At 66.0% G+C, this 17597-nt stretch carries 18 protein-coding genes; 13 read left to right on the top strand and 5 right to left on the bottom strand.

Annotated features, from left to right (window positions below):
* Window positions 1-12: 12 nt before the first annotated feature.
* Together FHW64_RS28625 and FHW64_RS28630 are read right to left on the bottom strand one after the other, a co-directional pair.
* Window positions 13-1488 carry a sodium:solute symporter gene (locus tag FHW64_RS28625; protein WP_184531662.1) on the bottom strand — a complete coding sequence of 492 codons (1476 nt, stop codon included), beginning with the start codon at window positions 1486-1488 and terminating at the stop codon, window positions 13-15.
* Entirely contained in the window at window positions 1485-1700 is a 216-nt protein-coding gene (locus FHW64_RS28630; protein WP_184531664.1) for a DUF3311 domain-containing protein, read from the bottom strand. Before FHW64_RS28630 ends, FHW64_RS28625 begins: the two co-directional genes overlap by 4 nt.
* A gap of 146 nt (window positions 1701-1846) precedes the next feature.
* On the opposite strand from FHW64_RS28630, the gene FHW64_RS28635 reads away from it, so the two are divergent.
* Window positions 1847-2608: a GntR family transcriptional regulator gene (locus FHW64_RS28635; protein ID WP_184531666.1), complete on the top strand. Its 762-nt coding sequence runs from the start codon at window positions 1847-1849 to the stop codon at window positions 2606-2608.
* A 15-nt stretch (window positions 2609-2623) separates the two neighbouring features.
* On the opposite strand, the gene FHW64_RS28640 is transcribed toward FHW64_RS28635, so the two are convergent.
* Entirely contained in the window at window positions 2624-3115 is a 492-nt protein-coding gene (locus FHW64_RS28640; protein ID WP_184531668.1) for a GNAT family N-acetyltransferase, read from the bottom strand.
* A 57-nt stretch (window positions 3116-3172) separates the two neighbouring features.
* Between FHW64_RS28640 and FHW64_RS28645 the strand changes: the two genes are divergently transcribed.
* Together FHW64_RS28645 and FHW64_RS28650 are read left to right on the top strand one after the other, a co-directional pair.
* Window positions 3173-4378, top strand: a complete 1206-nt coding sequence (locus FHW64_RS28645; protein WP_184531670.1) for a M20 aminoacylase family protein — start codon at window positions 3173-3175, stop codon at window positions 4376-4378.
* Between the two features lie 44 nt (window positions 4379-4422).
* Window positions 4423-5397 carry a tripartite tricarboxylate transporter substrate-binding protein gene (locus FHW64_RS28650; RefSeq protein ID WP_184531672.1) on the top strand — a complete coding sequence of 325 codons (975 nt, stop codon included), beginning with the start codon at window positions 4423-4425 and terminating at the stop codon, window positions 5395-5397.
* Between the two features lie 15 nt (window positions 5398-5412).
* On the opposite strand, the gene FHW64_RS28655 is transcribed toward FHW64_RS28650, so the two are convergent.
* A complete protein-coding gene (locus tag FHW64_RS28655) occupies window positions 5413-5889 on the bottom strand; it encodes a C40 family peptidase (protein WP_184531674.1) in 477 nt (158 codons plus the stop codon).
* Between the two features lie 84 nt (window positions 5890-5973).
* Between FHW64_RS28655 and FHW64_RS28660 the strand changes: the two genes are divergently transcribed.
* From FHW64_RS28660 to FHW64_RS28670, 3 genes are read left to right on the top strand one after another with little or no spacing between them, the layout of a single operon-like run.
* Window positions 5974-6507 carry a hypothetical protein gene (locus FHW64_RS28660; protein WP_184531676.1) on the top strand — a complete coding sequence of 178 codons (534 nt, stop codon included), beginning with the start codon at window positions 5974-5976 and terminating at the stop codon, window positions 6505-6507.
* 4 nt (window positions 6508-6511) lie between these two features.
* Window positions 6512-7090, top strand: coding sequence for a hypothetical protein (locus tag FHW64_RS28665; RefSeq protein WP_184531678.1), 579 nt, complete (start codon window positions 6512-6514; stop codon window positions 7088-7090).
* Entirely contained in the window at window positions 7087-8295 is a 1209-nt protein-coding gene (locus tag FHW64_RS28670; protein WP_311733387.1) for a PrsW family intramembrane metalloprotease, read from the top strand. Before FHW64_RS28665 ends, FHW64_RS28670 begins: the two co-directional genes overlap by 4 nt.
* On the opposite strand, the gene FHW64_RS28675 is transcribed toward FHW64_RS28670, so the two are convergent.
* Window positions 8270-8980, bottom strand: a complete 711-nt coding sequence (locus FHW64_RS28675) for a helix-turn-helix domain-containing protein (protein ID WP_184531680.1) — start codon at window positions 8978-8980, stop codon at window positions 8270-8272. The two genes, FHW64_RS28670 and FHW64_RS28675, sit on opposite strands and share 26 nt — an antisense overlap.
* A 239-nt stretch (window positions 8981-9219) precedes the next feature.
* On the opposite strand from FHW64_RS28675, the gene FHW64_RS28680 reads away from it, so the two are divergent.
* The 7 genes from FHW64_RS28680 to FHW64_RS28710 all read left to right on the top strand — a co-directional run bounded on the left by FHW64_RS28680 (window position 9220) and on the right by FHW64_RS28710 (window position 17566).
* Entirely contained in the window at window positions 9220-10383 is a 1164-nt protein-coding gene (locus FHW64_RS28680) for an FAD-binding oxidoreductase (protein ID WP_184531682.1), read from the top strand.
* A gap of 33 nt (window positions 10384-10416) precedes the next feature.
* Window positions 10417-11871: a M81 family metallopeptidase gene (locus FHW64_RS28685; protein ID WP_184531684.1), complete on the top strand. Its 1455-nt coding sequence runs from the start codon at window positions 10417-10419 to the stop codon at window positions 11869-11871.
* A 50-nt stretch (window positions 11872-11921) separates the two neighbouring features.
* Entirely contained in the window at window positions 11922-13508 is a 1587-nt protein-coding gene (locus FHW64_RS28690; RefSeq protein ID WP_184531686.1) for an ABC transporter substrate-binding protein, read from the top strand.
* A gap of 21 nt (window positions 13509-13529) precedes the next feature.
* Window positions 13530-14465, top strand: a complete 936-nt coding sequence (locus FHW64_RS28695) for an ABC transporter permease (RefSeq protein WP_184531688.1) — start codon at window positions 13530-13532, stop codon at window positions 14463-14465.
* A gap of 176 nt (window positions 14466-14641) precedes the next feature.
* Window positions 14642-15529 carry an ABC transporter permease gene (locus FHW64_RS28700; protein WP_184531690.1) on the top strand — a complete coding sequence of 296 codons (888 nt, stop codon included), beginning with the start codon at window positions 14642-14644 and terminating at the stop codon, window positions 15527-15529.
* Between the two features lie 16 nt (window positions 15530-15545).
* The gene (locus FHW64_RS28705) at window positions 15546-16574 is read left to right on the top strand and encodes an ABC transporter ATP-binding protein (RefSeq protein WP_409350654.1); all 1029 of its coding nucleotides are present in this window, start codon (window positions 15546-15548) and stop codon (window positions 16572-16574) included.
* A complete protein-coding gene (locus FHW64_RS28710; RefSeq protein ID WP_184531694.1) occupies window positions 16571-17566 on the top strand; it encodes an ABC transporter ATP-binding protein in 996 nt (331 codons plus the stop codon). Before FHW64_RS28705 ends, FHW64_RS28710 begins: the two co-directional genes overlap by 4 nt.
* Window positions 17567-17597 lie beyond the last annotated feature (31 nt).

Raw genomic sequence — 17597 nt, forward strand, 5'->3', positions numbered from 1 at the left:
ACAGGAACGAACTCAGGCCGGCACACCCGCCACGCCACGCGCCGCAGCACGTCGGCCGAGCAGCGTGACCGCGGTGAACACCAGCGCGTTGGTCGCCAGCGCCACCAGCCCGATGTTGATCGACTTGATCACCACCGGCGCATTCGGCAGAAGCTGCGGCAGGCCCATGCCCGACAGCGTCGTGAACGCCAGCACCGCACCACCGGCAAGGATGCCCGCGAACGCGGCCTGCCGTGTGCCGAAGGGGCGCGGCAGCAGGCTGAAGATCAGCGAGGGCAGCAGCTGCGTGAGCAGGCTGGACGCGAAGATCGCGATCGCCACGATGGTGGTGCCGCCGCGCAGCACGAAGAACACCGCGATCAGCGCGAAGAGCGGCAGCGCACAGCGCGCGACCAGCGCCACCTGCCGGTCGTTGGCCTGCGGCGCGAAGCCTTCCTTGTAGATGTTCTTCCCAATCACGGTCGATGCGGTGAGCAGGATCATCGCGCCCGGCACGAGTGCGGTGAGCACACCGGTGCCTCCGATCACGCCGACGAACCACGGATCGAAGGTCGCCTTGGCAAGGCCGAAGAGCGCGAGGTCCACTTCCGAACCCTGCAGCCCCGGCACCTTGAGGATGGCCGCGAAGCCCACGAGGAACAGGAAGGCGATCACGATCTGGTAGAGCGGCATCATCATCGTGTTGCGGCGAACGGCGCCTGCGCTCTTGGCCGCGTAGACCGAGGTCATGTTGAACGGGTACAGGTAGTAGCCCAGCGCGGTCAGCAGGATGGTCGAGTTGTACCAGCTCAGGTTCAGGCCTTCCTTGGGGAACTCGAAGAAGTTCGGCTTTGCGGCGTGGATTGCCTCGAACATCGGCGTCACGCCGCCGTAGTAGTGCCACGGCAGGTACACGCCGAGGAAGATCGCGATCCCCAGGATCAGGATGTCCTTGACGATCGCGATGCTGGCCGAGCCGTGAATGCCCGATACGAGGATGTAGCTGACCATCACGATCACGCCGATCCAGATCGACACCTGTGGCGCGATGGCGCCGTACGACGCTTCCGAGACGATGATCCCGAGCCCGCGCAGCTGGATGGTGAGCAGCGCCACCATGCCCATCAGCGCGACGATCGACACCAGCACGCCGAGTGCACGGCTCTGGTACTTGCTCGCGAAGAAATCAGAGAACGACACCAGCTTGTGCGCCGTCGCGTAGCGCCAGATGGCCGGCAGCATCCAGAAGGCCATCAGGTGAGCCAGGCCGCCGTAGGCCAGGATGTAGAAGGCCGGCACGCCCTTACCGTACGACCAGCCGCTTGCGCCGAGGAATGTGAAGGTCGAGAAAGCCTCGCCCGCCATCAGCAGGAAGACCATCAGCGCGCCGAGCCCGCGGCCGCCGATCGCCCATTGCTCCAGGCTCATCTTCCGGCCGCGCCGTGCGAGCACCGCAAGCACCAGCGCGCCCACCATGAAGAGCGCAATCACCACCAGTGCGGCGCTCATCGTGCACCTCCCGAGCCATCGCGGGGAGCGTCGAGGTCGCCCTCGGCACGGTCGATGACCAGCATGACCGCAGAGGTCAGCACCAGCCAGCTCACGTTCCACACCATGAGGAAGGGCATGCCGAGCACGAAGGTCGGCGCGTGGGCGGAAAGCCATCCGCCGCTGAAAAAGGCGATCACTGGCAGTGCTGCCAGCCACTTGACGGATTTCATTCGAAGCCTCGCGATCTGTGTTTGGTTACGATTTATGGTCAACTAAACAAACTATATTTGGTTAACCAAATCACCTGAACCCGTGGAAACCCGCACCCAGGGGCACTGCCACTAACATGTGCGGCGCTTCTTGCTTTCCGATCTCCATGCCGAAAACCGCGCTCGCCAGCCCTGAAACCACCTCCGCGAAACCCCGCCGAGCCAAAGGCGCCGTCTCTACGCCGGACACCGACGTCGATGTCGACGAACGCGTCTACGAGGCGGTCTCCAAGGCGCTGCTGAGCGGCAAGCTGCGCCCCGGCACGCCGCTGCGCGAACGCGCGCTGGCCGAGGCGATGGGATGCACGCGCGGTGCGATCCGCAAGGTGCTCGCGCGGCTGGGTGCGGAAAAGCGGCTGGTGCTCGAATACAACCGCGGCGCCTTCGTACCGAACCCTTCAGTCGAGGACATGCGCAACACCTACCGCGCACGCCGCATCGTCGAGGCGGGCCTCGTCACCACGCTGTTCGGCAAGCTCACGCGCGAGCAGGTCGCGCAGTTGCGCAAGCACGTCCAGGCCGAGCAGAAGGCGTTCAAGGAAGGGCGGCGCGAGGATGCGTTCCGACTTGCGGGCGAATTCCATCTCCTGCTCGCGCAGATGGCGGGCAGCGAAGAACTGCAGTCCTATATCCAGCGGCTGGTGTCGAACACCGAGCTCTACAAGGCGCTGTTCGACAGCGTCGAAGCCGCGAGCTGCGCGCCGAAGGAACATGAAGAGATCATCGAGGCGCTGATGGGCCCGTCACTCACCCGTGCGCTCGACATCGCGATGGAGCACCTCGACGAGCTGGAGCAGCGCGTGATCGCCGGCGCAGGCGCGGAGCAGGAAGTCGATCTGGCGGACCTCTTTGCCGGCGTGCGCCGCTGAAGCGGCATCAGCCGGTCAGAGATCCATCACCATCTCGTGCCACGCCATGCCGCCGTGGTCTGAAGCGGATGGCTTGACGTAGCGGTAGCCGAGCCGCTCGTACAGGGCGACATGCCGGTCCTTGCACATGAGATGGATCGTCTTCTTGCCCATCGCCCGCATGCGTTCGACGAAGGTCCGCATCATCACGCTCGCGTAGCCCTTGCCCTGATGGGCCCGGTCGATCACGACCGACATGATCACCACGTTAGGCGCCAGCGGATCGTGGCCGACCAGTTCCTTGAACGCTTCGTCCGCCAGCACGACCTCATGGGCGCATCCGCCGTTGATGAAGCCGATGATTTCGCCACCCAGCTCCATGACCAGGAAGCCTTCGGGGTACTGCGCGATGCGCGTGGCGATCTTCTCGCGCGTGGCGGCTTCGTCGCCTTCATAGGACGAGATTTCGATTTCGTAGCAGCGTGCGGTGTCCGGCGGCGTGGCCGATCGAAAGATGGGTGCGGTCATGGGACTGGGGATCTTGCCATGTAGCAAAGCCCTTGCCCTGCGCCAGAATCGCGCCCCATGAACATTTCCGATTCCTTTGCGGACGTCACCCGTTTCGTCGCGATCCGCCGCGACATCCATGCGCATCCCGAGTTGGGTTTCGAGGAGGATCGCACTTCGGAGATCGTTGCGAAGCTGCTCGAAGACTGGGGCATCGAAGTCCATCGCGGCATCGCCGGGACCGGCCTTGTCGGCGTGCTGCGCCGCGGCAGCGGCAAGCGCACCATCGGCCTGCGCGCCGACATGGATGCACTGCCGCTCAACGAGGCCAACGAGTTCCCCCACAAGTCGACACATGCCGGCCGCATGCACGCCTGCGGGCATGACGGCCACACCACCATGCTGCTGGCGGCCGCATGGCATCTGGCGCAGAAGGGCAGCCAGTTCGATGGCACGGTCCATTTCATCTTCCAGCCCGCGGAGGAGATGGGCAAGGCCGGCGCCAAGAAGATGATCCAGGACGGCCTCTTCGACCGCTTCCCGTGCGATGCGGTGTTCGCGCTGCACAACTTCCCGGTCGGCGACGTGGGTCGCTTCGCGGTCAACGAAGGCGCGCTCATGGCGTCAAGCAACACCTACAAGATCACGCTGCGCGGACGCGGCACGCACGCCTCGATGCCGCACACCGGGATCGACCCGGTCGCGGCGGTCATCAACCTCGCGCAACAGCTGCAGACCATCGTGCCGCGCACCATCGCGAGCACCGAGCGCGCGCTGCTCGCGGTCACCCAACTGCAGGGCTCGGATGCGCCGAACGTGATTCCCGATTGGGCCTCGGTGGGCGGCACGGTGCGCACCTTCTCGGTCGAGGCAACCGACAAGATCGAGGCGCGCCTGCGCACCGTGGCCCAAGGCGTGGCTGCCGCACATGAGTGCACCGCCGAGATCGTCTTCAACCGCGCATCGCCGCCTGTCGTCAACCATCCGGCCGAGGCACGCTTCGCGGCAAGTGTGATGCGCGAGGTGGTGGGCGACAACATGGTCACCGACAACTTCCCGGCCGTGATGGGCGCGGAGGACTTCGCTCACATGCTGCAGGTGCGTCCGGGCTGCTATGCCTTCCTGGGCAACGGCGACGGCGATCACCGGCTCGAAGGCCACGGGCCCGGGCCTTGCATCATTCACAACACCTCTTTCGACTTCAACGACGAGATCATCCCGATCGGCGCCAGCTACTTCGTGAAGCTGGTGGAGCGCTGGCTCCCGGTCGGCACCGGTGCATGAGATCCCTCAACGTTCCTCCACTCGACAGGAAAGCCACTTCCCCGATGACGCATCAAACTTCGCGCCGCTCCGTCCTTGCCGCCGCGGGCGCCTTGCTCGCCAGCGGCGCCGTGCCCACCGCATTCGCGCAGCAGCGCGTGATCCACATCGTCGTGCCCTTCGCCACGGGCGCGGTGCAAGACACGGTGGCTCGCGCCATCAGCAATGAGCTCGGTGCGGCGCTCAACGCAGCCATCGTCGTCGACAACCGCGCGGGTGCGGGCGGCACGGTCGGCGCAGCGATCGTTGCCAAGGCCCCTGCCGACGGCAACACGCTGGTGCTGGCTGCGGCAAGCCACCACATCGCGGGCTTCCTCTACAGCAAGCTGGCCTATGACCCGCTGAAGGATTTCGTCGGCGTCGCCAACATCGGCAACGCGGGCTACGCGCTGGCGGTGGGCGGCGGTCTCAATCCCGCGAGCACGGCCGAGTTCATCAAGGAAGTCAAGGCCAACCCCGGCAAGTACAACTACGCCTCCGCCGGCAATGGCAGTGCGACGCACCTCGCGATGGCGTCCTTCCTCGCGAAGGCCGGCCTGCAGATGACGCACATCCCGACCAAGTCCACGGGCGAAGCCGTCAACGAATTGCTCGCCGGCCGCGTGCAGGCGGTGATCTCGTCGAGCATCGGCGTGATCGGCTTCCAGAACGACCCGCGCATGAAGCTGCTGGCATCGACGGGCGAACAGCGCAGCCCCTTCCTGCCGAACCTGCCGACCGTCGCCGAGAGCGGATTGCCGGGCTATTCCTTCGATTCGTGGATCGGCCTGCTCGCACCGGCGGCCACGCCGAAGGCGGAAGTGGAGAAGCTGAATGCGGCGACCAACAAGGTGATGGCCGACCCGGTCATCCAGGAGCGGTTCAAGCGCCTGGGCGTGGAGCCACGCAATCAGAGCCCGGAGGAATTCCAGAAGTTGCTGCGCGCCGACTGGGATGCGATGGGCGTGGTCGTGAAGGCGTCCGGCGCGAAAGTCGACTGACGTCGCGGAGCGGCTTCAGGGCCGCCGCACGTCCAGCTTCTGCCGCGACCAGTACGGCCCGTCGAGGCGGTCGAGACGCACCTCGCCGCCGGTCGACGGCGCGTGCACGAAGCGGTTCTCGCCCACATAGATGCCCGCATGCGTGGGGCGTCCGCCACCGAAGACGACGAGGTCGCCGGTGCGCAGTTCATCGCGCGGGATCGCGTCGCCGAAACCCGCGAGCTGCGCCACGGTTCGCGGCGTCGAAAGGCCTGCGCTTTCACGGTAGACGTAGGCGATGAGCCCGCTGCAATCAAAACCGCCATCGACCGTGTTGCCGCCATAGCGGTACGGCGTGCCGACCAGGCCCATCGCGTGGATCGCCGCATCGCGCGATTGCTCGGCGGACAAGATCGGTGGCCGCGCGCTGCGCATCGTGGACTTCGGCGAACTGGCGCAAGCGGCCAGCACGAGGCAGATGCAGAGGGCGATCGCGGTGCGCAGGTTCAGCATGGGCGCGATGGTAATGCTGCTCGGGAACACGCCACTCGATCACAATCCGTCCTCCTGCACCATTTCGCACATCCGGAGAATTCCATGACCGAGCCCACGCTGCTGAAGGACGAGTACGCAGCGCTCCACAACGAAGCCAACGCCTGCATGGCCGAACTGGCCTTGCTCGAACGGGGCTGCATCTTCAGCGCGGCGATCGTCTTCGCCTGGGTCGCGACCAACTCGCAGTCGCTGGTCGGTTTCAGCGGATTGGTGTGGGCCGTGCCCCTGGCGATCGCCGTGCTCGGAAGCCTGAAGGCGCTGGCCATCGGCAGGCACATCTCCGCAGTCGGGCGGTCCCTCAAGGAAATCGAGACTCAGCTCTACGGCAATGTCGACCGGTCGCCCAGGCAATTCGCCCGCCGCTGGCGCGCGCGCAGATGGGCATCGGCTGCGGCATGGCTTCTGTTCATCGGGATCACCGTAGCCGGCGGCGCACTTGGCTATCTGCAGTTCCGCACGGAGTGTCCCGGCCCGCTGGTAAACGCCTGCGGCAAGGACGATAGCGACGACGACCAGGACGAGTCGAGCTTCAAGCCAGGTTCGCATTCGTCCGGAACCCGGTGGCTGGCCGGATAGCCGAATGTCCGCATCCGCCGTTGGCGCCGCACCGCGCACCGCCTATCGCACGTGGCCTGCGACGCTGGCCATCCTCGTCGCGATCACGGTCTATGTGGGCGGTCTGCAGCTCTGGGACCGTCTCACCCTCAGTACGCGGCTGCTGCCCGAAGGGGAACCGGTGCTCGTGGGGCAGGCGCGCTTCGTTCCCGCCGAAGGATGGCTGATGAACGTGTCGCGATCGCGGCCGGGCCAGAGGCTCGTGCTCTTCAAGAACGGGCACACCTTCTCGGTCACGACTTCGCGCTGGCTGGGTGGCCCCGAGGGCCCGCTGGAGCGCCAGCAACGCCTGATCGAGCGCGGACAGCATCTGCATGTAGAAGGCGACGTGTCCAAGTTCCTCACCGACTGGGGTCTTGAAGGCACGACCTTCGCCTACTACGGCCCCAAGCTCAGCGGCCGCTTCTGGTTGATGGTCGATCCCGCGCGGGCCTCGGTGGTGCAGGTGGACTTCTACGGCCCGAACGACAACGCCGCAAGTGCCGCAGAGGCGCTGGACGACGCCCGGCACATGCTCGCTTCCATGGACCTCGAAGCATCGTGAGCCAGACCGCCACGTCGAGCCCCCTGCCGCTGGCGCCACCCGATCTCGACCTCACGGGCATCGACCCTTTCTTCCAGCCGACCCGCGCCTCCTTCTGGCTGCTCGTGGTGCTGCTGCTCAACGGACTATTCTCGATCGGACAGTTGTTTGCCTCGGGCTTTCGGGTGGTGCCGATCGCAGCGCTGCTCGGCCTGCTTGTCTGGGCGCTCTACACGCTCGGCTTCGTCGCGGTGTTCCGGGCGATGGACCTGCTCGACCAACATCCGCCCGCAGGCTACGTGCTCGCCTTTGCCTGGGGTGGCCTGGGTGCGGCGCATCTCTCCGCGCCTGCCAACAGGGCCATCCAGAGCCTGGCGGCCAAGCTCGTCTCGCCCGAATTCGTGGCCGTCTGGGGCCCGGCGCTGGCCGGCCCGATCACCGAGGAATTTCTCAAGCTGATGGGCGTGATCCTGCTCATCCTGACGGCGCGCAACCAGTTCCGCACGGAACTCTCCGTTCTCATCGTCGGGGCCATGACGGGGCTGGGCTTCCAGGTGGTGGAGAACCTGAACTACACCGTGCGATCGGCCATCACCTTTCCGTCGGACAGCCAGGTGCAGCCGGTTCTCTACGATCTGGTCACGCGCGGTGTGTTGAGCGGCCTGTGGACGCATGCGGCCTATACCGCGGTGGCTTCCTACGGCATCGCCCTGTTCCTGTTTCGTCGCGACCGCACGCGCGCCGAGCGCATCGGCATGGCAGTGCTGTGCTTTGCGCTCGCATGGGCCATGCACTTCGTCTGGAATTCGCCGTGGATGGAAGACTGGTTCAGCGACGACTTCGCGGGCCTGGCGCTGCTTCTGCTGGCCAAGGGCCTGCCCGTGCTGCTCGCGGTGGCGCTGATCTGGCACGCAGGCACCCGCGAGACCGGCGCCTATCTGCATGCGCTGGCCGCGGCACTCGTGCCCGAGCGCGAATTGCTGCGCGATGACGAATGGCTGCGCCTCGGGTCACCGCTCGATCGCTGGCGCGTGCGACGCGAAATGGGCCAGGCCTACGGCCGGCGCGCGCGGCGTCTGAAGATGCATCTGCAGCGCGAACAATTGCGCCTGGTGCTCAAGGCCGGCATGTACGGCAGAGGTCCGCGCACCGCGCGGCACGAGCGGAACATCCACCGTCTCAGGACCAAGCTCGACGCGATTACGCAGTCCGCCGTGCCCGCCTAGGCGCGGCCGGCGGCTTGGCGGCAACCACCTGGATCGGCCCTCGCTGTTCCCCTGCACGCGCCGTGCGCATCAAGAGGCTTTCCGTCGAGGTCACGCCGACGATGCGCGCGAGTTGCTTGCTGGTGCTGATGTATGCATGGCCGATGCGGCTGTCGAAGTAGAGCGAATCGCCGCGCCCCAGCCGCACGACTTCTCCCGTGTCGAAATGCACCTCGATCGTGCCCGAGAGCACGTACGCGAACTCTTCACCGTCGTGGCGCGCGAAATCCTCGGGTCCATCGATGCGCCGCGCGTGCACCGTGCCGATCACCGGGCTCATGAGCTTGCCGGTGGCGGTCGTGCCGAGAAACTCATACGCAAACGAAAGGCCCCGGTAGACGACTCCCTTGCCGGATCGCGTCACGACGGGCGCCTGCAGCGCAGAGGTCTTCACGCCTTCGCCCGCGAACATGGCGTTCATGTCCATCTTCAGTGCGTGGCCGAGCGCTGCGAAGTTCTCGTAGCCCAGCGCCAGCTGGCCGCGCTCGGCGCGCGAAATCGTCGGCACCGAAACGCCTGAGAGTTCCGACAACTGCTGCAGCGTCCAGCCCAGGCTCTTGCGGGCACTTCGCAATCGGCGGCCGAAAGTCTCTCTGTCCAGCAACTGGCCCTCGGGCTGCGCTGCCTCGCTCTCGCGCGGCTTCATGGGTTCATCCTTGATCTCCTGTGTGTCTCAGCGGGCCTGCCCAACGGGGATTCTGCCAGCCGGCGCCGCCGATCATGCGCCTTCCTGGCCTGGATTTTGCGTTCATGCAAATTGCGAATCTGCAAATTCCCCAATGGGAGGCGCTGGGTGTTTTCCCTGAAACCGGGCTTGATTTTTTGCGTATCCGCAAATTCTTCCATACACTCCGCTTCGACTTGACCGACCCTTCTTTCCGAACCATGACTTCCGAGACCGCCGCCATCCAAGCCGACTTCCTCGTGATCGGCGCGGGCATCGCGGGCGCATCCGTTGCGCACTGGCTTGCACCGCATGGGCGCACCATCGTGCTCGAGCGCGAATCACAGCCCGGCTATCACTCGACCGGGCGTTCGGCGGCCCTCTTCATGGAAAGCTACGGCACCGAGCAAGTGCGCGCGCTGACCCTGGCCAGCCGCGCATTCTTCGAATCACCACCAGCGGGCTTCACCGAACACCCGCTGCTGACGCCGCGCGGCGCGATGATGGTCGGCACGCCCGAGCAGAGCGCCGAGCTCGACGCGCACTGGGAAGTGCTCAGTGCGATGTCGCCACGCGCACGTCGCCTATCGCCCGCCGAAGCCTGCGAACTCGTTCCCGCGCTGAAGGCCGAGTTGCTGCACGGCGCGGTCTACGAACCGGATGCCGCCGACATGGACGTGCACGCAATCCATCAGGGCTATCTGCGCGGCATGCGACGCGCAGGCGGCACGCTGGTGTGCGATGCCGACGTGTCGCAGATGCGGCGCGTGGGCGGCCGCTGGCAAGTCACCGCAGGCGGTGCGACCTACGAAGCCCCGGTGGTGCTCAACGCGGCGGGCGCATGGTGCGACGTGATCGGGCAACTGGCCGGCGCGCAGCCGCTGGGCCTTCAGCCCTGCCGACGCTCGGCATTCATCTTTGCCGGTACTCCCGGGCAGGACCACACCCATTGGCCCATGGTGCATGGCGCCACCGAAGACTGGTACATCAAGCCCGATGCCGGCATGTTGCTGGGATCGCCCGCCAACGCGGACCCAGTCGATCCACAGGACATCCAGCCGGAAGAACTGGACATCGCCCTGGCCATCCACCGCATCGAGGAAATGACCACGCTGCAGATCCGCCGGCCCACGCGCACCTGGGCCGGGCTGCGTTCCTTCGTGGGCGACGGCAATCTCGTCGGCGGCTTCGACGACCAGGTGGAAGGCTTCTTCTGGATCGCCGCGCAAGGCGGCTATGGCATCCAGACTTCCGCCGCGATGGGCGAGACCTGCGCTGCACTCGCGCGCGGACTGCCCGTGCCACCACACCCTTCCTCGTTCGGCCTGACCGCCGAGATGCTGAGCCCGCGACGCCTGCGCGCGCAGGACGTCGTCGCAAGCTGATCCCATTTGCCATTCGCCACAGGAGTACTCGCCGTGCGTGTCTTCAGCGCTTCACTCGCCACCGAAACCAACACCTTCGGCCCGATGCCGACTGGGCTTGCGTCATTTCGTGATCGCGGCTACTTCCCGGCCGGGAAGCATCCCGATGCGATGACGCTGTTCTCCGGCCCGCTGTGGGCCGCGCGCCTGCGTGGGAAGGAAGCGGGCTGGACGCTCATCGAGGGCATGGTCGCCGCAGCCCAGCCCAGCGGCATCACGACGCGTCACGCCTACGAGTCCCTGCGCGACGAGTTGCTGCGCGACCTGAAGGCCGCCCTGCCCGTTGATGTGGTGCTGCTCGGCCTGCACGGCGCCATGGTGGCCGACGGCTACGACGATTGCGAAGGCGACCTGCTGCAGCGCGTGCGCGCGCTGGTCGGCCCCGACACCGTCATCGGTGCGGAACTCGATCCGCACTGCCATCTCACGCCCGAGATGGTGAAGAACGCCAACATGCTCATCACGTTCAAGGAGTACCCGCACACCGACGTGCTCGAGCGCGGCCTGGAGCTGGTGGACCTCTGCGTGGCCACTGCGCAGAAGAAGATCAGCCCCGTAGCAGCCGTGGTCGACACCGGCCTGATCGTCACGGTGCACACCTCGCGCGAACCTGCGCGCGGCTTCGTGCAGCGCATGCAGTCGCTCGAAGGCAAGGACGGCGTGCTCTCCATCTCGCTGGCGCATGGCTTCAGCTGGGGCGACGTGCCCGGCATGGGCACCAAGATGCTGGTCTACACCGACCGCAATGTCGATCAGGCGCAAGCCCTGGCACGCCAGCTCGCCGACGAGGTGATCGGCATGCGCGACGCGCTCACGGTGAACTACCCCGCCATCGATGTCGCGCTCGACGAGGCGATGGCCTTCAAGGGCGGCCCGGTGGTCATGGCCGACGGCGCCGACAACGCCGGCGGCGGCGCAGCGAGCGATTCGACCTTCGTGCTGCAGCGCATGGTCGAACGCGGCATCACCAACGCCGCGCTCGGCCCGCTGTGGGATCCGATCGCCGTGCGGATCGCCTTCGACGCCGGCGAAGGTGCGCGCCTGCGGATGCGCATCGGCGGCAAGATCAGTCCGCTGTCGGGCCAGCCGCTGGATCTCGACTGCACCGTCAAGGCGCTCAAGCCCGGCATGGTGATGACCGGCCTCGCAGGCACGCCCACGCCGATGGGCGATTGCGCCCTCATCGAAGTCGCAGGCATCGAGATCGTGCTGATCACGCTGCGCAATCAAGCGATGGGCACCGACCTCTTCACGCAACTCGGCTGCGACCTGGCGTCGAAGCAGCTCATCGTGGTGAAGTCCTCGCAGCACTTCTACGCATCCTTCTCCAAGGTGGGCAAGCATGTGATCTACGTCGCCGCGCCGGGCTCGGTGACGCTCGACCTCAACACCCTGCCCTACCAGAAGATCCAGCGCCCGAAGTGGCCGATGGACGCACTCGCCGCCTGACACGCAGTTCTTTTCTCTCCCTTGTGACGAACCTTCACGGAGTTCCGACGATGAAACGACGCACCCTTGCTGCCCTGGCTGCCTTTGGCGCAATCACGCTGGGCATCCTCAGCCCCACCGCGATGGCCCAGGCGCCAGCGAAGACCCTTCGTGTGGTGGCGCATGCCGACCTGAAGATCCTCGACCCGACCTTCACCACGGCCTACATCTCGCGCAACTTCGGGTACATGGTCTACGACACCCTGTTCTCGCAGGACACCACCGGCAAGCCCCAGCCGCAGATGGTGGAGAAGTACACCCAGTCGCCCGACGGCAAGCAGTGGAGCTTCACGCTGCGCCCGGGCCTGAAGTTCTCGGACGGCTCGCCGGTCACGTCCACGGACGTCATCGCATCGATGCAGCGCTGGACCAGCCGCGACAGCCTCGGCCGTGCGATGGCCGCGAACGGCACTGAATGGAAGGCGGTCGACGCCCGCACCTTCACGCTGACGCTCGCACAGCCCTTCGGCATGGTGCTGGAAGCGCTCTCCAAGCCTTCCGGCTACCCGGCTTTCATCCTTCCCGAGAAGCTGGCCAAGCTGCCTGCCACCGCGCCGATGACCGAAGTGCTGGGCTCCGGCCCCTACGTCTTCAAGCGTGACGAGTGGGTGCCGGGGAACAAGGCGGTGTTCGTGCGCAACACGCAATACGCGCCGCGCACCGAGGCCGTCAATGGCCTTTCCGGTAGCAAGAAGAGCAACTTCGATCGCGTGGAGTGGCTCTACCTGCCCGACGCAAACAGCGCGGTAGCCGCCCTGCAGCGTGGCGAAGTGGACCTGATCGAACAGCTGCCGCCCGACTACATCGCTCCGCTGCGCGCCGACAGCAAGATCAAGGTCGGCAGCGGCGGCAACTACCAGGCCTTCCTGGTGCTCAACCAGTTGCACGCACCTTTCGACAACATCAAGGCCCGCCAGGCCTTCCAGATGGCGGTGAACCAGGAGCGATTCGTCGCCGCGATGGGCTATCCGGCTGACATGCGCATGGCCTACTGCCACACCTACTTCATCTGCGGCAGCCCCAACGACACCGCGGCGGGCTCGCAGGGCCACGCCAAGCCGGACCTCGCGAAGGCCAAGGCGCTGCTGGCCGAGTCCGGCTACAAGGGCGAGAAGGTGGTGCTGCTGGTGCCGACCGATGTGACCTACCTCAATGCACTCGCCCTGATGGCCGCGCAGACGCTGCGCAGCATCGGCGTGAACGTGGACATGCAGTCAATGGACTGGGCCTCGATCGGTGCCCGTCGCGCCAAGCGTGACGCGCCATCCGCCGGCGGCTGGAATGTGTACGTGACCGTTGCCGGCGAGTTCGATGCCAACTCGCCGATCACCAACGCCTACCTGAGCCCTGCCTGCGGCAACTCCCTGCCCGGCTGGCCGTGCGACAAGGAACTCGACGCCTTGCGCGCCGCGTGGCTGCAAGCGAGCGATGCATCGCAGCGCAAGCCGCGCCTCGACGCCTTCCAGACTCGCGCCTTCGAAGCCGTGCCCTACATCAACGCGGGCCAGTACTCCGCCGTCTATGCCGCGCGCGCCGACCTCAAGGGCCTCGACAAGCTCTGGGGTGGCATGCCGCTGGTCTGGGCGCTGGACAAGTAAGCCCTCCTGCAAGCGTCGTCCATGGGCTACATCCTGCGTCGCCTCGTCGCCACCCTGCCTGTCATGGCGGTGGTGGCGGTGGTGGTCTTCCTGCTGATCCATCTGTCGCCGGGCGATCCGGCTGCGCTCATCGCGGGCGACCTTGCCACCGAGGACGACATCCGTCACCTGCGCGAGGCTCTGGGGCTGAACCTGCCGATCTGGCAGCAGTTCCTGATCTGGATCGGCAAGCTGGCGACGGGTGACCTGGGCACGTCGATCTTCACGCAGGTCTCGGTGACCACGCTGCTCGCGCAGCGCGTCGAGCCCACGCTGGCGATCGCGCTGGTGACGATGCTCTTCACGATCCTGATCGCCATTCCGCTGGGCACGCTGGCAGCGTATCGCGCGGGGAGTTGGGTCGATCGGCTGGTGATGCTGTTCGCGGTGCTTGCGTTCTCGGTGCCGGCATTCCTGGTGGGCTACCTGTTGGTCTACGCCTTTGCCATCCAACTGCCGTGGTTCCCGGTGCAAGGCTATGTCCGCATCAGCGATGGCGTGGGCCCGTGGCTGCGCAGCATCGTGCTGCCGTGCGTCAATCTCGCGCTGGTCTACATCGCACTGGTGACGCGAATGACGCGTGCGACGGTGATGGAAGTGCTTCACGAGGACTACATCCGCACCGCGCGAGCCAAGGGCTTGGGTGTGCTTCCCGTGCTCGGCCATGCACTTCGCAACGCAGCCGTGCCCATTGCAACGACGGTGGGCGTTGGCATTGCGCTGCTCATTGGCGGCGTGGTCGTGACGGAGACCGTGTTCGCCATTCCGGGTGTGGGGCGGTTGGTGGTCGATTCGGTGCAGCGTCACGACTATCCGGTGATTCAGAGCGTTCTGCTGCTCTCTGCTGGTGTGTATGTCGTGATCAATCTGCTGATCGACCTGAGCTATCGGCTCTTTGATCCGCGTATCCGGTACTGAGATGAAGCACCCCGGAATGCACGATCGAGAGCGGGGGCGGGATCGCGCCGACGGCGTACTCTGCTCCGCGAATGTCCCCCGGCCTTCGGCCTCCTCCTTTATTTCGCTGCGCAGAGCACACCATCGTCACGATCCTTCACGGCGGTTGTTGATCCTCTGACACGACGCAAAACACGATGTCCGCCGTCCCCCTCCCAAAGACCGCACCACCGAGCGACGATTCGGTGTTCGTGCCCCCCCGCTGGCGCTGGGTGCGCAAGCATCCGACGCTCATCATCGGCGCCCTTCTGCTGTTGATCGTTGCAGCGATCGCATTGGCAGCGCCGTGGATCGCGACGCATGATCCGCAGGACATCGATCCACTCGCTCGCATGCAGGCGCCGTCGTCCGAACACTGGTTCGGCACCGATGCACTTGGGCGCGATGTGTTCAGCCGCACTGTCTGGGGAGGACGCGTCTCGTTGATCGTCGGCATCAGCGTTGCGGTGGTTTCCACGATCCTTGGCGTGATCCTCGGGCTGGCGGCTGGCTTCGTTCGGCGCATCGACGGGTTTGTCATGCGCATCATGGACGGGCTGATGGCGATTCCCGGCATCCTGCTGGCCATTGCGCTGATGGCCGTCACCCGCGCCAGTCTTACGACGGTGATCGTCGCGATCATCGTGCCGGAGGTGCCGCGCGTGGTGCGGCTGGTGCGGTCGCTTGCGCTCACGTTGCGCGAACAGCTCTACGTCGAAGCTGCGCATGCCGTGGGCACACGGCTGCCGGTGATCCTGCTTCGCCACGTTCTGCCGAACATGGTTGCGCCGCTGGTGGTGCAGGCCACGTTCATCGCTGCATCGGCGGTGCTGATCGAAGCTGCTCTGTCCTTTCTCGGCGTTGGCGTTCCGCCCACCACGCCCAGTTGGGGAAACATGATGGCCGAGGGCCGCAACTTCGTCGCCGTGGCCTTCCACATCATCCTGTACCCCGGGATGCTGCTGGCTGCGACGGTGCTCGCGATCAACCTGCTCGGCGACGGCCTGCGCGATGCGCTGGACCCGCGTCTCGCGCGTCAACTCTGAAGCGGAGGCACTTCGGATGAACAGCATGGACAAAGCCAATGGCGGGGTGCTGCTGGAGGTGGACAACCTCTACACCCGCTTCGACACGCTCGACGGCCCAGCCCGCGCAGTGGACGGCGTTTCCTACACCGTCCGCGCCGGAGAGACGCTTGGCGTGGTCGGCGAATCGGGCTGCGGCAAGAGCGTCACGGCGATGTCGATCATGCGTCTCTTGCCCACGCCGCCTGCGCGCCTCTATGGCGCCGTTCGACTCAAGGGCACCGATCTGCTTTCGCTCAGCGAAGCGGAGATGCGCACCATTCGCGGCAATCGCATCTCGATGATCTTCCAGGAGCCGATGACCTCGCTCAACCCGGTGCTCACGGTGGGACGGCAGATCGCGGAGACGGTTCGTCTGCATCAGAAGGCGAGCCGCGGCGAGGCCATGGCGCGCGCGGTGGAGATGCTGCGGCTGGTGCAGATCCCCGAACCGGAGCGCCGCGCGAAGGAATACCCGCACCAGCTTTCCGGTGGCATGCGCCAGCGCGTGATGATCGCGCTCGCGCTGGCCTGCAACCCCGAAGTGTTGATCGCCGACGAACCCACGACGGCGCTGGACGTGACCATCCAGGCGCAGATCCTCGACCTGATCAAGCGCCTGCAGAAGGAGCTGGGGATGGGCGTGGTCATGATCACGCACGACCTGGGCGTGGTGGCTGAGAGCTGCGACAAGGTGGTCGTGATGTATGCCGGCCGCAAGGTGGAGGAAGCCGACGTGCAGGAGCTCTTCGACCGCCCGCTGCATCCCTACACGCGCGCGCTGATGGCTTCGATGCCTTCGATGAACACGCGCAGTCCGCGGCTGACCGAGATTCCGGGCCTCGTGCCTTCTCCACTGGAGCCCCGCCGCGGCTGCGCCTTCGCCGCACGCTGCAGCCTCGCCAACGCGCGCTGCACCGCGGAGATCCCAAGCCTGACGGAACAAGGCCACGGCCATGGCGTCGCGTGCTTCGCCGTCGAAGAAGGTCGATACGCCCCATCCACGCTGGAGGCAGCAAGCGCATGACCGCCACGAACACACTGCTTCGCGTCGAAGGGCTGCGCAAGCACTACACCAGCCCGCGACGCTGGCTTTCGCGCCCGCAACCTGCCGTTCAGGCGGTCGACGATGTCTCCTTCACCGTGGCACGTGGCGAGACGCTGTCGCTGGTCGGCGAATCGGGCTGCGGCAAGACGACGACGGCCAAGTCCGTGATGCGCCTGATCGAACCGACCTCCGGCTCGGTGCTGCTTGACGGAGAGGATCTGCTCAAGCTCAGTCCTGCGCAAATGCGCCAGCGTCGGCGTGACGTGCAGATCATCTTCCAGGACCCGTACGCGTCGCTCAGCCCACGCCTGAAGGCCGGCGAGATCGTGGCCGAGCCGCTGAAGAACTTCGGCAACCAGTCGGCTGCAGAGCGTCGCGAACGCGTGCAGTGGTTGTTCAGCAAGGTGGGCCTGCGGCCCGAGGCGATCGACAAGTACCCGCATGAGTTCTCGGGCGGGCAGCGGCAGCGGCTGGGCATCGCCCGCGCGCTGGCCATGCAGCCCAAGCTCATCGTCTGCGACGAACCGGTGTCGGCGCTCGATGTCTCGGTGCAGGCGCAGGTGGTCAATCTCTTGATGGACCTGCAGGCCGAGTTCGGCATCGCCTATATCTTCGTCGCGCACGACCTCTCGGTGGTGCGCCACATCAGCCATCGTGTGGCCGTGATGTACCTCGGCCGCATCGTCGAGCTGGCGGATCGCGATACGTTGTTCAACGCGCCGCGCCATCCCTACACGCAGATCCTGCTGTCGGCGGTGCCCGTGCCCAATCCGCGCTCGCCTGCGCAGCGCATGCTGCTGCAGGGCGATCCGCCAAGCCCCGCCAATCCACCTTCCGGCTGTCGCTTCCACACGCGCTGCCCGCTGGCCCAACCCGTCTGCAAGGAGCAGGCGCCGCCGTTGTCGGTGCGTGCAGCCACTGCCGGCACCGACGGCAGGCAGGAGCACTGGGTCGCCTGCCACTTCCGTTGAACGGCACTGCCGTCTGTCTTGCCTCAGGAGT

This window comes from Variovorax sp. Sphag1AA (assembly GCF_014192575.1).
GTDB lineage: Bacteria > Pseudomonadota > Gammaproteobacteria > Burkholderiales > Burkholderiaceae_C > Variovorax.

Excerpts from the sequence above, each read along its gene's own strand:
- FHW64_RS28625 (WP_184531662.1), bottom strand. The coding sequence starts at position 1,488 with ATGAGCGCCGCACTGGTGGTGATTGCGCTCTTCATGGTGGGCGCGCTG.
- FHW64_RS28630 (WP_184531664.1), bottom strand. The coding sequence starts at position 1,700 with ATGAAATCCGTCAAGTGGCTGGCAGCACTGCCAGTGATCGCCTTTTTC.
- FHW64_RS28635 (WP_184531666.1), top strand. The coding sequence starts at position 1,847 with ATGCCGAAAACCGCGCTCGCCAGCCCTGAAACCACCTCCGCGAAACCC.
- FHW64_RS28640 (WP_184531668.1), bottom strand. The coding sequence starts at position 3,115 with ATGACCGCACCCATCTTTCGATCGGCCACGCCGCCGGACACCGCACGC.
- FHW64_RS28645 (WP_184531670.1), top strand. The coding sequence starts at position 3,173 with ATGAACATTTCCGATTCCTTTGCGGACGTCACCCGTTTCGTCGCGATC.
- FHW64_RS28650 (WP_184531672.1), top strand. The coding sequence starts at position 4,423 with ATGACGCATCAAACTTCGCGCCGCTCCGTCCTTGCCGCCGCGGGCGCC.
- FHW64_RS28655 (WP_184531674.1), bottom strand. The coding sequence starts at position 5,889 with ATGCTGAACCTGCGCACCGCGATCGCCCTCTGCATCTGCCTCGTGCTG.
- FHW64_RS28660 (WP_184531676.1), top strand. The coding sequence starts at position 5,974 with ATGACCGAGCCCACGCTGCTGAAGGACGAGTACGCAGCGCTCCACAAC.
- FHW64_RS28665 (WP_184531678.1), top strand. The coding sequence starts at position 6,512 with ATGTCCGCATCCGCCGTTGGCGCCGCACCGCGCACCGCCTATCGCACG.
- FHW64_RS28675 (WP_184531680.1), bottom strand. The coding sequence starts at position 8,980 with ATGAAGCCGCGCGAGAGCGAGGCAGCGCAGCCCGAGGGCCAGTTGCTG.
- FHW64_RS28680 (WP_184531682.1), top strand. The coding sequence starts at position 9,220 with ATGACTTCCGAGACCGCCGCCATCCAAGCCGACTTCCTCGTGATCGGC.
- FHW64_RS28690 (WP_184531686.1), top strand. The coding sequence starts at position 11,922 with ATGAAACGACGCACCCTTGCTGCCCTGGCTGCCTTTGGCGCAATCACG.
- FHW64_RS28695 (WP_184531688.1), top strand. The coding sequence starts at position 13,530 with ATGGGCTACATCCTGCGTCGCCTCGTCGCCACCCTGCCTGTCATGGCG.
- FHW64_RS28700 (WP_184531690.1), top strand. The coding sequence starts at position 14,642 with ATGTCCGCCGTCCCCCTCCCAAAGACCGCACCACCGAGCGACGATTCG.
- FHW64_RS28705 (WP_409350654.1), top strand. The coding sequence starts at position 15,546 with ATGAACAGCATGGACAAAGCCAATGGCGGGGTGCTGCTGGAGGTGGAC.
- FHW64_RS28710 (WP_184531694.1), top strand. The coding sequence starts at position 16,571 with ATGACCGCCACGAACACACTGCTTCGCGTCGAAGGGCTGCGCAAGCAC.